The organism is Mesorhizobium loti (genome assembly GCF_003148495.1).
Lineage (GTDB): Bacteria > Pseudomonadota > Alphaproteobacteria > Rhizobiales > Rhizobiaceae > Mesorhizobium > Mesorhizobium loti.
In genome coordinates this window covers 64,272-77,942 of sequence record NZ_QGGH01000017.1, presented here as the reverse complement: position 1 = coordinate 77,942, position 13,671 = coordinate 64,272, and the positions used below count along the sequence as shown (strand labels likewise).

The window sequence follows — 13,671 nt, the reverse complement described above, 5'->3', positions numbered from 1 at the left end:
CGCGCTCGTTTGCGGGACTGGATAGGAGATACACATGCTGAATTCCGTTTCCCTGACATTTCCCGACGGCTCCGTTCGCGAATACGACGCGGCGATGACCGGTGCTGGCCTAGCCGAATCGATTTCGAAGTCCTTGGCCAAGAAGGCCGTCGCCTACGCCATCGACGGGACCGTGCGCGACCTCAGTGACCCGCTGGGTAAGTCCGGCAAGGTCGAGATCGTCACCCGCGATGATCCGCGCGCGCTGGAACTGATCCGCCACGACACCGCACACGTGCTGGCGGAAGCCGTGCAGGAGATATGGCCGGGAACGCAGGTGACCATCGGGCCGGTGATCGAGAACGGGTTCTACTACGACTTTGCCCGCAACGAGCCGTTCACGCCTGACGATTTTCCGGTGATCGAGAAGAAGATGCGCGAAATCATTGCGCGCAACAAGCTGTTCACCAAAGAGGTCTGGCCGCGCGACAAGGCGAAAAAAGTGTTTGCCGACAAGGGCGAACGCTACAAGCTCGAGCTGATCGACGCCATTCCCGAGGATCAGGATCTCAAGATCTACGCGCAGGGCGACTGGTTCGACCTTTGCCGTGGCCCGCACATGGCCTCGACCGGGCAGATCGGCAACGCCTTCAAATTGATGAAGGTGGCCGGCGCCTATTGGCGCGGTGACTCGAACAATCCGATGCTGACGCGCATCTACGGCACCGCCTGGGCCGACCAGGCGCAGCTAGAAGCCTACCAGACGATGCTGGAGGAGGCCGAGAAGCGCGACCACAGGAAGATCGGCCGCGAGATGGACCTGTTCCATTTCCAGGAAGAGGGACCGGGCGTCGTCTTCTGGCACGCCAAGGGCTGGAAGATGTTCCAGAATCTGGTCAACTACATGCGCCGCCGCCTCGACGAGCAGGGCTATCAGGAGGTCAACGCACCGCAGGTTCTCGACAAGAGCCTGTGGGAGACGTCAGGCCACTGGGGTTGGTATCGCGACGCCATGTTCAAGGTGACGGTCGCCGGCGACGACACCGATGACGACCGCGTCTTCGCGCTGAAGCCGATGAACTGTCCGGGCCATGTGCAGATATTCAAGCATGGGTTGAAGTCCTATCGCGATCTACCCGTAAAGCTTGCAGAATTCGGCAATGTGCACCGTTACGAGCCGTCCGGAGCACTGCACGGGCTGATGCGCGTGCGCGGCTTTACGCAGGACGATGCGCACATCTTCTGCACCGAGGAACAGCTGGCAGCGGAATGCCTGCGCATCAACGATTTGATCCTGTCGACCTATGCCGATTTCGGTTTTGAAGAAGTCAGCGTCAAGCTGTCGACACGACCGGACAAGCGCGTCGGCACCGACGAGGCGTGGGACCACGCCGAGGCAATCATGGGCAACGTGCTGGAGACGATCAGGGCAAGGTCCGGCAATCGGATCAAGACCTCGATCAATCCGGGCGAGGGCGCCTTCTACGGGCCGAAATTCGAGTATGTGCTCAGGGATGCCATCGGTCGCGAATGGCAGTGCGGCACGACGCAGGTCGACTTCAACCTGCCAGAACGTTTTGGCGCCTTCTATATCGGCTCGGATTCCGAGAAGAAGCAGCCGGTCATGGTGCACCGCGCCATCTGCGGTTCGATGGAGCGCTTCCTCGGCATCCTGATCGAACACTATTCCGGCCATTTCCCGCTGTGGTTCGCGCCGCTGCAGGTGGTGGTGGCGACGATCACGTCGGACGCCGACGGCTATGCGACCGAGGTGGTGGCAAGGCTGAAGGCCGCCGGGCTGTTGGCGGAAGCGGATCTGCGCAACGAGAAGATCAACTACAAGGTCCGCGAGCACAGCCTGGCCAAGGTTCCGGTCATCCTCGTCTGCGGCAAGCGTGAGGCGGAAGAGCAGACGGTCAACATGCGCCGGCTGGGCTCACGCGACCAGGAATCGCTTGGCCTCGACCAGGCGATCGCGCAGTTGACCGAAGAGGCCATGACACCTGATCGCCGCCGCAAACGCGCTGCGTAATCGGCACAGTTCCGACGACATGGCGGTGGAGCGATCCACCGCCATTTTCATATCCCTGTCACGCCGACCTTGTAACGAGCCCCTATGCTCAAGCTGAAATTTCGCGAACGACCCTTTCCCGAGCTTTCCTATGCCAATCCGCGCCAGCCGGCGCTGACGCGCTGGTTCATTCATTCGGTCGAGGGCCTGTCGGGCCGCGACCGCTACACCGCGCTCTATGATTTCTGGCGCCGCCAGGTCGTGCCGACCGGTGAACGCGTGTTCAGCCGCATGCTCGACCTGATCGACGTCCGGGTGCGGACATCAGATCAATGGCCGCCCGCACAATTGCCGGATACGCCGCTGGTGATCGTCGCCAATCATCCGTTCGGCATCGGTGACGGCATTGCCGTGCTGTCGCTGGCCGAGCAGCTCGGACGACCGTTCCGGGTGATGATCCACAAGGATCTGCTCAAGATCCGCGAGATGGAGCCTTACTCGCTGCCGATCGACTTCTCCGAGACCAAGGACGCGCTCAAGAACAACATGGCCGTGCGCCATGAAGCGGTGCGGTTGCTGAAAGAGGGCGTCACCATCGTGGTGTTTCCGGCCGGCGGTGTCGCCACCGCGCCGAAGGGCTTTGGCCGGGCGCGCGACCTGCCGTGGAAGATGTTTCCGGCCCGTCTCGTCCAGGACGCCAAGGCGTCGGTCATTCCGATGCATTTTTCCGGGCAGAACGGCAGGCTGTTCCATCTGGTCAGCGGGCCGATGAACATGGCCGAGCGCGACGGCCGGGTGGCGAAATTCGTCGGCAAGGCCTCGCTGACCTTGCGCACGTCGCTGCTAATCCATGAATTCGCGCGGCTGTCCGGCAAGGCGATCGACGTGCGCGTCGGCGATGTGCTGAACTGGAGCGAACTGGAGCCGTTGCGCGACCGCAAGGCGTTGCTCGACCGGCTTTATCGCGGCGTGTTCGACCTGGCGCCAGTCGTGGCGCGCCGGCGCATTCCGTTCCTGCCGGCGCGGACCAAGCTGGCGGCCTGAAGTCAGAAGCGGTTAGTCCGCGCCTTCTTCAGGATCCATCGCCGCAGCCTCGGTGGCCAGAACCTCGATCTCCTGGTTCTGCCCGGCCACGACGGTAAAATCCTTCTGATAGATGCGGTCGCGGTTCTTGGCGATGATGGTGTAGTCGCCCTCGGCCAGCACCATCGAGGCGAAGGCGCCGACGGTTTCCTTGATTGGATCGCCGGATTCGTTGAGCAGCGACCAGGAGGTATCGGCGATCGCCTCGCCACCGGTTTCGCGCACCAGCTTCATCGTGATCTCGGCGGCATGGTGCTCGACGGTGGCTTCGGTCAGCTTGCCGGCCTCGACGCGGATGTCGGAGCGGATGACCGCATTGACCGCGCCATAGGTCGAGACGACATGGTAGATGCCGGCGTTGAGCCGCACGACACTGTTGGGCTCGACGTCGGGAATGATCAGCGCGCGGTCGCCATTGGCCTCGGCGGTGCCCTCGTAGATCGAAAAGCGCAGGTTCTTCGGTGGAATGCGCACGCCGCCGGACAGCACGGCGTCGAGCTTGAGGCCGCCGGCATCGAGCACGAGGCTTTCGCGCTTGGCATCCTTGCCGACAGTGATGCGCTTGGTGGCGCCGGCCCGGCCGTAGGAGGCATGAACCAGATAGCTGCCGGGTTCGAGCTGGAAGACGGCGGTGCCGCCATGGGAGGAAGCGACCATCGGCAATTTGCCGTTGACGGCTTCGGGCTTGAAGACCCGCCAGACGATGCCGCGCGTGATGTCGGAACCCTTGTCGGTCAACTGGGCGGACAGTGTGATGGCGCCGCCGCCGCTCAACGCCAGCGATGTCTCGCCTTTCGGCGTCGCATAGCTTGAAATTCCCGGAAGCTTCAGGTCACTGACACCGTCGACGTTCTGCGCTATGGCGAACGAAACCGGCGCCATCAACAGCAGGGCGCCGAGCCAGATCAGGAAAAGACGGACAGTCCCCTCAAACATGCCTTGCGTTGAAGCCCATGGCGGTGGCAATTTCAAGGCTTAAGAGTCCGATCGATAGGACTCTTCCGTCCGGCGTATCCCGCGCCAATGCCCGAGCCGCCCGAATTCCCGATGGTGCGCTTCAGCTCAAAACAGAATGTCTAGGAGACTTGCGCCCATGGCGTCGCCGATCATCGATTTCCTGCTGACCCGAAACTCCGCGCCAATTCCGGATCTGAAGGAGCCGGCGCCGAGCGATACGGAAATCGCAACGATGATCGCCGCTGCCTCACGGGTGCCCGACCATGGCCGATTGGAGCCCTGGCGCTTCATCGTCTACCGTGGCCAAGCGCGCGTCGAGATCGGCAGGCAACTGGCAGCCCTTGCCGAGCAGCGGGAGGGGCCCTTGCCAGAAGGCCGCCGCAACCAGGAACTGGCGCGGTTCTCGCGCGCGCCGCTGGTGATCGGCGTTGTATCTATCCCCAGGGAGAATCCAAAAATCCCGCAATGGGAAATGTTCCTGTCGGGCGGTATGGCGGCGATGAACCTGATGATAGCAGCCAACGCGCTGGGTTATGGCACCAACATGATCAGCAACTGGTATTCCGATGTACCGGAGGGCCGGGCGCTGCTAGGATTGGCGCCGCAGGAGCGGGTCATCGGCTTTATCCATATCGGCTCTTATGCCGGCCCGGCGCCGGAGCGGCCGCGGCCCGATCCGGCAAAGCTTTACGGCGACTATTCGGGACCATGGAACGGCTGAATGTTTTATGAGCCTTCAAAGGGCCATGGCCTGCCACACGACCCGTCGAAGGCGATCGTGGCACCGCGTCCGATCGGCTGGATTTCGACGCTGAACAAGGCTGGTGAGATCAACCTCGCTCCGTATTCTTTCTTTAATGCCGTTTCGACGCGGCCGTTCATCGTCTGGTTCTCCTCCGAAGGCGAGAAGGACAGCGCCTCCTTTGCCCAGGAAACCGGCGAGTTTGTCGCCAATCTGGTCAGTCGCGATCTTGCGGAGAAGATGAACCGCACATCCGTCAGCGCACCGCGCGGCGTCAATGAGTTCGTCTACGCCGATCTTGCCATGGCGCCGTCGCGCCTGGTCGCGCCGCCGCGCGTGGCGGCAGCGCCTGCAGCGCTCGAATGCCGGGTGACGGAGGTCTTTCGGCCAAAGGCGCTGGACGGATCGCCGACAAGTGCCGTCGTCGTCGCCGGTGAGGTGGTCGGCGTGCATATCGACGACGCCTTCCTGACAGACGGCCTGTTCGACATCACCAAAGCCGGCAATGTCGCTCGTCTCGGCTACATGGACTATGCCAGCGTCGACGAGGTGTTTTCGATGCGAAGGCCGCGCTGGGACAAGGACTAAGTCTTAGGTTCGGCCGCCGTCCGCCGCGTCGCCGGATTCAATAGCCGTGGGCACGCGAAAGCGATTCCCCTTTATCTGAACACACGCTAAGAGAGCGGCTTCGGCGATGCGTTGGGGTTACGCATCGACCTTGGGGATATTGCGGGGCGCGGGCGACATGAAGAAACGAGACTCGCTGGGAACCCGGCTGCGCTATTGGTTCGACAAGAGCATGGCCGCCGGCCCGATCGCGCTGATCGGTTGGCTCGCCGTTGTTTCCCTGCTGATCATCATCGCCGCCGCTGGCTTCCTTGCGGTGACCCGCATCGCGCCGGAAGGCGGCGAGCCGCTGAACTTCGTCGAAGCGTTCTGGGAATCGCTGATGCGCACGCTCGATTCCGGCACGATGGGCGGAGACACAGGCTGGGCCTTCCGCCTCGTTATGCTGTTTGTCACGCTTGCCGGTATCTTCGTCGTGTCGGCCCTCATCGGCGTGCTTAGCGCCGGCGTCGACAGCAAGCTCGACGAACTGCGCAAGGGCCGTTCGCGGGTGCTGGAGACCGATCACACCATCATCCTCAACTGGTCGCCGTCGATCTTCGACGTCATCTCCGAACTCGTCATTGCCAATGCCAGCCGCCGCCGTCCGCGCATCGTCGTGATGGCCAATATGGACAAGGTCGAGATGGAGGACGAGATCGCGGCCAAGGTCGGCAAACTGGGCAACACGCGCATCATCTGCCGCAGCGGCGACCCGACCGATCTCTATGATCTGGTCATCGTCAATCCGCAGACCTCGCGGTCGGTCATCGTGCTGTCGCCGGACGGCGACGACCCGGATTCGCAGGTCATCAAGACGGTGCTGGCGCTGGTCAACGATCCAAACCGGCGCACCGCCCCCTACAACATCGCCGCCGAGATTCGCGATGGCAAGAATGCCGAGGTCGCCCGGGTCGTCGGCGGAGCCGAGGTTCAACTCGTGCTGGCCGACCAGCTGATCTCGCGCATCGTCGTGCATTCGAGCCGGCAGTCAGGTCTCAGCGGCGTCTATTCGGAGCTGCTCGATTTCGACGGCTGTGAAATCTACACGACCGAGCAGCCGGACCTCACCGGCAAAAGCTTCGGCGAGGCGGTCATGGCGTACGAGCACTGCGCGCTGATCGGGCTTTGCGACCGCGAGGGCCGCGTCAATCTCAACCCGCCGTCGGATCTGGTGATCGGCAAGGACATGCGCGCCATTATCATCGCCGAGGACGATGCCGCGATAAAGCTGGGAAGCGCTGGGATCAAGATCGACGCAGCAGCGATCCTCGGCCCGCGATCCATCGAGGCGAAGCCGGAGCGCACGCTGATCCTCGGCTGGAATCGGCGCGGTCCAATCATCACCTATGAACTGTCGCGCTATGTCGCGCCTGGGTCGATCCTGACGATCGCCGCCGATACGCCCGGCCTCGAACAGGAAGTTGCCGAACTGCCGGTCGCGGGCGACAATCTGTCGGTATCCTGCCGCGTCACCGACACGTCGAGCAGCGCCGCGCTGGCAAGCCTGGACGTGCCTTCCTACGACCACGTGCTCGTCCTCGGCTACAGCGAAACCATGGCAGCACAGCCGGCCGATACGCGCACGCTGGTGACGCTGCTGCATCTGCGCAAGATCGCAGATGATGCCGGCATGCACATCAGCATCGTCAGCGAGATGATCGACGTGCGCAACCGAGAGCTTGCGGCGGTGACCAAGGCCGATGATTTCGTCGTCAGCAACCGGCTGGTCAGCCTGATGCTGGCGCAGGCATCCGAGAATCAGTATCTCGCTGCGATCTTCGACGACCTGCTCGACGAGAAGGGTTCTGAAATCTACATGCGTCCGGTCGCCGACTATGTCGCCATCGACCGGCCGGTGACCTTCTGGACGATCGCGGAATCGGCGCGGTTGCGCAGCGAAATCGCCATAGGTTACCGGCGCATCCGCGCCGGAGAGGCCGACCAGCGGGCGCTGGGCGGCGTCACCGTCAACCCGCTGAGGTCGGAAGCACTCGCCTATCTGCCGGAGGACCGGATCATCGTGCTGGCGCGGGACTGAGGGCCGTGCCGGCACTCGTCCGCCGCCTGGCTGTCATGACGGCGCGCACGTAGCCGGGCTCGCCGATGCGAATGCTCCCATCGGGGAGGCCGAGTATGCGGTCGAGAGCGATCTCGTAGAGCCTGACGCGTGTCTCCAGGGCTTCGATGGCGACGTCCATGTCGGCGTCGGTGCCGCCGGCGAATGCCTTGGCAATGATGTCGTGAGTGGCCATGCCGAACTGCATGACGATGTCGGCGACACCCTCCGGGTCGAATGTCCTGAAGGTGCCGTCTTCGATGCCTTGCCTGATGATCTTGACCAGCAAGGGTGAAAACGACGCGCTGGCGGCCAGGTTGATGCGGTGGAAAAGCACCAGGTTCTCCGGCCGAAACAGCGTTTCGAAAAGAGCCCAGGCTTCCGGTGCAGTCTCGATCTTGGCCCGCCGCGACTGGGCAAGCAGGCCATTCAGGCGGCTGAGCGGATCGAGATCGGGATCGTCGAGTATGTCCTGGACTCCAGCCAATGCCTGTCTCGCGAAGCGCTCGGCCAGCGCCACCAGAAGAGCGTCCTTGGAGGCAAAGTAATGATAGAAGGCGCCTTTCGAGATGCCGGCAGCCGCAATCACGTCGTTGAGGCTCGCTTTGTCGTAGCCCTGCGTCAGGAACAGGGCCTGGGCATGATCCAGAAGTTCTTCTCGCCTGAGCTCAGGATGCTTGATGACACGGGGCATGACAAAAGCTTCTGCACGCGATGGCCGCTCTCGTCCAGATGCGTGATGGTCCTCGATCCACTTGAATGGTAGACCGTCGGTCGGTATAATAGACCAGTGGTCTAGTCAGGCCAATGCTGGCGGGGGCATATCGCGGAAGGTTTGTCATGATATCGAAGTTGATTCTCCAGACGTTCGTGTGGTTCGGCGTCATGGGCGCCTTGCTCTTCCTGTCGGCCGGCACGCTGCACTGGCCGGGAGCCTGGGTGTTCCTGGTGGTGATGGTGGGGCTTAGCCTCAGCTTGGGCGTAGCGCTGGCCCGGCGCGATCCCGGCCTGATGAATGAGAGACTGAGCCCTCCCATCCAGAAGAATCAGACCGCAGCTGACAAGGTGCTGTTGAGCGTATTGCTGGCCGCTATCTTCGGTTGGCAGGCCCTCATGGGGCTCGACATCCGTTTCGGCTGGTCGGCGGTTCCCGTCTGGGTACAGGTGATAGGCGCGGCTGTCCTGCTGCTCGGCATCTGGATCTGCTATCTGACGATGCTGGAGAACAGTTTCGCGGCGCCCGTTGTGAAGATCCAGGACGAGCGCGGACAGCGCGTGATCACCACGGGTCCCTACAGCTACATCCGCCATCCGATGTATGCCGGCGCCATTCTCTTCTTTGCCGGCACGGCACTCCTGCTTGGCTCCTGGTGGGGGTTGGCATCGGTGCTCGTGTTCATCATTCTTTTGGCCATCCGCACATTCATCGAAGAAAGCACGCTTCGGACTGGCCTGCGAGGCTATGACGACTATGCGGCCCATGTTCGCTACCGCCTGATTCCATTGGTCTGGTAGCGATTCGGGCGCTCAGGCGGAAACACCTGCCGCCTTTGCCCGCGCCAGAAGTCGTTCGGCCAGTCGCAGATGCGGGCGGTCGTACATCTTGCCGTCGATGCCGACGACGCCGGGATTTCCCGCTGCCGCGAACGCGGCGACGATTGCCGCCGATTGTCTCACGGCCTCGCCCGACGGCGTGAAGGCGGCGTTGATGACCGACACCTGAGCGGGGTGGATCGCCATCTTGCCGGTGAAGCCATCGCGCTCGGCTTCCATGCATTCCGCTTGGAAGGCCGCCATGTCGCGAAAATTCGGGAAGACGGTGTCGATCGCCGCGACCTCCGCCGCACCAGCGGCAAGTATTGTCATGGTGCGGGCGTGACGGAACACGTCCGTGTAGCGGCCATGTTCGTCGCGGGCCATGCGTGCGCCGATCGCCGCCGACAGGTCTTCCGCGCCCCAGGTGAGACCGGCAAGCCGCGCGCTCGTCCCGGCATAGGTGGCCGCCGCCAGCACGCCTGCCGGCGTTTCGGTGATGATTGGCAGGATCTTGATCGCGCCGTCGGCCAGGCCGTTTTCAGCCTCGCGAACCCTGAGCTTTGCCGACAGGTGCTGCACATCCTGGCCGCTGTTCGACTTGGGCAGCATGATGCCGTCGGGCTTGGCTGAAACGAGTGCCGCCAGATCGTCATCCGTCAGCCCCGTCGACAGGTCGTTGACCCTGACGTAGATCGCCGAGCTGGTTTGCGCCCTGCGCTCGGCGATGAAGCGCGCCGCCACCTCGCGTGCCAGCGCCTTGTTGTGCGGCGCCACGGAATCTTCAAGATCGACGATGACCACGTCGGCACCGGCACCAAAACCCTTTTCCAGTTTCCTCTCGGAATCGCCGGGGACGAACAGCAGCGAACGCATGCGTCAGATCGCCTTCTTCAGCATCATCGCTTGCCTGGTGCATTTGGCGACGAGATCGCCATGCTGGTTGTAGGCGCGATGCTCGAATTCGACGATGCCGCGATCGGGTTTCGATTTCGACTCCCGCACCGAGATGACTGTCGTCTCGACCCGGATGGTGTCGCCATGGAAGACCGGATGCGGAAACACGGTTTCCTTCATGCCGAGATTGGCCACCGTGGTGCCGACGGTGATGTCATTGACCGAAATGCCGATCATCAGCCCGAGCGTGAACAGCGAGTTGACCAGCGGCTTGCCCCATTCGCTCTTGGCGGCAAAATCGAAATCGATATGCAGCGGCTGCGGGTTCAGCGTCATCACCGAAAACAGCATGTTGTCGCTTTCGGTTACGGTCTTACGCAGCGTGTGCTGGAAGACATGGCCGACGACGAACTCTTCGAGATAAAGCCCGGCCATTTTCTCTCTCCTCCACTGTTTGACGGTTGATAGGCGCTGCATTCAGGGCTCGCAAGCCAGTTAATGAACATGGTGAACCGTTCGTAAACCATTTCTGCCTACGGTCCTGACTGGGGCCAGAAACCTTCTGGCAAGGGGCGTAAGCAGGCGGGCATGGTTGTTGTTTCGCATTTCCTGAAATGGATCTACACCGCCAGGGTGTCGGAGCGCGCCGCCGCGGCCAGCGCGCTGGCCCGGGCCTATGTAAATTCCGACCTGCCATTCGAGGACCGTTGCGCCGCCGAGGCAGCGCTGACGCTGTTGCTCGACGATGCCTCGTCGAAGGTGCGTCTGGCGATGGCCGAGGCGCTGTCCATGAGCCACCACGCGCCATTGCAGATCATCAGCGTGCTTGCCTCCGACCAGCCGGAAGTCGCCGGCGTGGTGCTGGCGCGCTCGCCGCTGCTCACCGACGCCGATCTCATCAACCGCGTGGCCTCAAGTCCGAGGGCGACGCAAAAATTGATCGCCGACCGGCCGCTCGTCTCGATGGCGCTGTCGGCGGCCATCGCCGAGATCGGCGAGGCGGAAGCCTGCGCCGTGCTGCTCGCCAACAGCGGCGCCGACATCGCTTCGCTCAGTTTCCGCCGCATGGCCGAACGGCACGGGCATCTGCCTTTGGTGCGCGAGGCGCTGATATCGGACGCCCGCCTGCCTGCCGACTGCCGGCATATGCTGCTCGTCAAGCTCGGAGAGATGCTGAAAACGTCGCCGCTGGTGATGGCACTGATGGGCGCGGCGCGAGCCGACCGCGTCATGCACGACGCCTGCGTCAAGGCTTCGGTGACGCTGATCGAGGGCACGCGCCAGGAAGAGCATGCCGCACTGATCGAGCATCTCAGGCTGCGCGGCGATCTGACCGCGAGCTTCCTCATCCGCACCATCGCGCATGGCAAGGTCGACTTCTTCGGCTCGGCGCTGGTCGCGCTCAGCCAGCAGTCCGAACAAAGGGTGAGGGCGCTTCTGGCCGGCGGGCACGACGTTGCCTTGCAGGCGTTGTTCCGCAGCGCCGGCCTCGCCGCTGCCACGCATGCCATTATCCTGCGCGCGCTGAAGACCTGGCGCGAGGTCGCCAACGGCAAGCGCGTCGCCGGAGTGCAGGAGGTCAGCTGGCTGATGCTAAAGGAGGTGGGCGGGCAATCCGCCGAAGGCGATCTCGCCGCCTTGGTCAAGTCGATCCATCTCGATGCGCTGCGCGAGAACGCGCGGGGCCACGCGCTGGCGATCGCTGCCGCTTAACCTTTATCCCTTGCGAAGAAATCCGGAAAATCCTCCATCGCCGCGGCGATGATACGCAGTGATGCCGCGATCTGCAGCATCTCGCCGGCACCGTTTCGTTGGGCGATACCAGCCGCATATTGGCGGGCGACGGTGACCGTCGAGGTCTGCGGATCGCCGGGGGCGCGGAAGAGCAGTTCGCGCGCCAGCCCCCTCAGGAAGTTGGCAATCGAAAGCGCGGTCTCGGATGGGATGGCATGGCCCTGGCTTGCGTCGCGCAGCCGCAGAATCTCCAGGCCGACGGTGACGGCGGCGACGCCGCCGCCTAAAACCGCATCGCCCTTCCTGCCGGCGTTCTGCACCAGCGGCATCAACTGGTTGATGCGGTCATAGGCGAGGCTCTCGAAGGCCGAACGCCTCGGCACCCGCTCATGCAGGCAAAGCCGCGCCAGATCCTCTCGCATGGCGCGCACGATGCGATTGGCCGCCAGCCACGGATCGGCGGGCAGCACCAGGATGAAAACGCCGATCGCCAGCAGGATACCAACCAGCACCGATGCCGAGCCGGCGAAGAACGGGCCAGGATCGTAGGTCATCGCCTGATGCGGGCTGAGGAAAGCGAGGAAGTTGATGGCGAAGGCCGTGGCCACGCCGACATAGCGCGGATTGGCCATGCCCAGCGCCGTCGGCACCAGGATGGGCACGACAAACAGGACGAACCAGCCGAAGCCGGGCAGGGCAGGCATCGCGATCTGGCCGACCAGAAAGGCAAAGGGGAGCGCCAGCAGCGTTCCCTTGAAGAAGCCCCAGGCCACCTGTACCGGGTCGGGGCGAGCGGCAAACAGGCTCGATACGACGGCAACGAGAATGACCGTGCCCGCCGCTTCCGACCATTTCGTTGTCAGCCAGAAGGCCGCGACCAGCAGCGTGGCAAGGGCAGCGCGCACGGCATTGCGCGACGCGCCGGGGTAATCGCGATGCACCACCAGCGCAGGCTGCCTGCTGCCCCGGACCGGGCGCGTGGCAGGCGCGCGCAAGGCGTCGAGGCCGCGCAGTACCTGCTTGAGCGCCTCGGCGAAATCGGCGGCGATGGTGAGGCGGGTGATGGTGCCGACCCTGTCGTCGCCCTGGTCGGTCGAGGCATCGGGCATTTGCCGGGCCTTGGCCGAAATGGCGTCGAGCCGCGCCACCCAGGGTGCGGTGTCATCCAGCGCGCCTGACTTGGTTGCCAGTTCGCCGACAAGAGCCTGCAATTCCGAGCGCACCGGAATGAGTGCGGCGTTCTTCGGGGCAGCGTGCGAATGCAGCGCGCGTGCCGCCGACAGGGCCGAGAGCAGCTGTCCTATGGTGCGCCGGACCGGATGTGCACGCGGTGCGAAGCTCGGCGCCTCGAGCCTGGCATAGGCGCGCATCTCGCCAAGCGTCTGGGTGTCAGTGACCAGCTTTCGATGCAGGCCGGAGAGCGTTGCGGGATCGCCGCCGGAGAAAGCACCGCCGGCATAGGTGGCAAGATCGAGGATGCAGCGTTTCAGGCGCGAGATGATGGCGTCGCTCGCCAGTTTCGGCAGGATCAGCCGGCTGGTCAGGCCGGCGCAGACAATGCCGAGCACGATCTCGGCACAGCGTGCGACGGCGAGGTTAACGACGAGGTGCGGTTGTCCGAAGGCGGGCAGGCCGATGATCATCGCGGTGTAGCCGGCAAGGGCGGCGCCATAGGCTTCGGGATTGCGCAGCAGCGACGAGACGAAGGTGCAAATGCCGATCCAGACGGCAAGCACCGTCACCAGCACCCAGGGGTTGGTGCCGAAAACCGTGGTGATGCCGATCGCCGCAACGCCGCCGGCAAGCGTGCCGAGCAGCCGGTAGAAGCCCTTCGCCAGCACCATGCCGGCAACCGGCTGAGCGACGATGAACACCGTCATCATAGCCCATTGCGGGTGGTCGAGTTTCAGCGCGTAGGCGGCCAGCAGCGCGATCAGGCCGGCCGAAACGGTGCGCAGGGCAAAAATCCAGTCCGAGCGCGTCGGTTGGGTCAACCCGGCTAAACTGGTTTCGAAATAGCCTTTCAGCCGCACCCAGGTCACATGCTCGTCTCCGCAACTGGAGCTCGTG

The 13,671-nt window shown here is 63.5% G+C and carries 12 protein-coding genes; 7 read left to right on the top strand and 5 right to left on the bottom strand.

The window, feature by feature from the left end; all coding sequences use genetic code 11:
• Positions 1 to 34: 34 nt before the first annotated feature.
• Together thrS and C8D77_RS32565 are read left to right on the top strand one after the other, a co-directional pair.
• A complete protein-coding gene (thrS, locus tag C8D77_RS32570; protein ID WP_109671527.1) occupies positions 35 to 2,011 on the top strand; it encodes a threonine--tRNA ligase in 1,977 nt (658 codons plus the stop codon).
• A gap of 84 nt (positions 2,012 to 2,095) precedes the next feature.
• Entirely contained in the window at positions 2,096 to 3,034 is a 939-nt protein-coding gene (locus C8D77_RS32565) for a lysophospholipid acyltransferase family protein (RefSeq protein WP_109671526.1), read from the top strand.
• A gap of 12 nt (positions 3,035 to 3,046) precedes the next feature.
• Here the strand turns inward: C8D77_RS32565 and C8D77_RS32560 are convergent, their stop codons facing one another.
• Positions 3,047 to 4,009 (bottom strand): hypothetical protein, encoded by a 963-nt coding sequence (locus C8D77_RS32560; protein ID WP_109671525.1) that lies wholly within the window; start codon positions 4,007 to 4,009, stop codon positions 3,047 to 3,049.
• 157 nt (positions 4,010 to 4,166) lie between these two features.
• On the opposite strand from C8D77_RS32560, the gene C8D77_RS32555 reads away from it, so the two are divergent.
• The 3 genes from C8D77_RS32555 (at position 4,167) to C8D77_RS32545 (ending at position 7,419) form a co-directional block, all read left to right on the top strand.
• Positions 4,167 to 4,751 carry a nitroreductase family protein gene (locus C8D77_RS32555; RefSeq protein WP_109671524.1) on the top strand — a complete coding sequence of 195 codons (585 nt, stop codon included), beginning with the start codon at positions 4,167 to 4,169 and terminating at the stop codon, positions 4,749 to 4,751.
• A complete protein-coding gene (locus C8D77_RS32550) occupies positions 4,752 to 5,360 on the top strand; it encodes a flavin reductase family protein (protein WP_109671523.1) in 609 nt (202 codons plus the stop codon).
• A 157-nt stretch (positions 5,361 to 5,517) separates the two neighbouring features.
• Positions 5,518 to 7,419, top strand: a complete 1,902-nt coding sequence (locus tag C8D77_RS32545) for a CASTOR/POLLUX-related putative ion channel (RefSeq protein ID WP_109671522.1) — start codon at positions 5,518 to 5,520, stop codon at positions 7,417 to 7,419.
• On the opposite strand, the gene C8D77_RS32540 is transcribed toward C8D77_RS32545, so the two are convergent.
• The gene (locus C8D77_RS32540; RefSeq protein ID WP_109671521.1) at positions 7,397 to 8,131 is read right to left on the bottom strand and encodes a TetR/AcrR family transcriptional regulator; all 735 of its coding nucleotides are present in this window, start codon (positions 8,129 to 8,131) and stop codon (positions 7,397 to 7,399) included. The genes C8D77_RS32545 and C8D77_RS32540 overlap by 23 nt on opposite strands.
• A 146-nt stretch (positions 8,132 to 8,277) precedes the next feature.
• On the opposite strand from C8D77_RS32540, the gene C8D77_RS32535 reads away from it, so the two are divergent.
• The gene (locus tag C8D77_RS32535) at positions 8,278 to 8,952 is read left to right on the top strand and encodes a methyltransferase family protein (RefSeq protein ID WP_109671520.1); all 675 of its coding nucleotides are present in this window, start codon (positions 8,278 to 8,280) and stop codon (positions 8,950 to 8,952) included.
• Positions 8,953 to 8,964: 12 nt separating this feature from the next.
• Here the strand turns inward: C8D77_RS32535 and C8D77_RS32530 are convergent, their stop codons facing one another.
• A complete protein-coding gene (locus C8D77_RS32530) occupies positions 8,965 to 9,846 on the bottom strand; it encodes an HpcH/HpaI aldolase/citrate lyase family protein (protein ID WP_109671519.1) in 882 nt (293 codons plus the stop codon).
• Between the two features lie 3 nt (positions 9,847 to 9,849).
• Positions 9,850 to 10,302, bottom strand: a complete 453-nt coding sequence (locus tag C8D77_RS32525) for a MaoC family dehydratase (protein ID WP_109671518.1) — start codon at positions 10,300 to 10,302, stop codon at positions 9,850 to 9,852.
• Between the two features lie 153 nt (positions 10,303 to 10,455).
• On the opposite strand from C8D77_RS32525, the gene C8D77_RS32520 reads away from it, so the two are divergent.
• The gene (locus tag C8D77_RS32520) at positions 10,456 to 11,580 is read left to right on the top strand and encodes a DUF2336 domain-containing protein (protein ID WP_109671517.1); all 1,125 of its coding nucleotides are present in this window, start codon (positions 10,456 to 10,458) and stop codon (positions 11,578 to 11,580) included.
• Here C8D77_RS32520 and C8D77_RS32515 read toward each other — a convergent pair.
• Entirely contained in the window at positions 11,577 to 13,643 is a 2,067-nt protein-coding gene (locus C8D77_RS32515; RefSeq protein ID WP_109671516.1) for an FUSC family protein, read from the bottom strand. The genes C8D77_RS32520 and C8D77_RS32515 overlap by 4 nt on opposite strands.
• Positions 13,644 to 13,671: the final 28 nt, after the last annotated feature.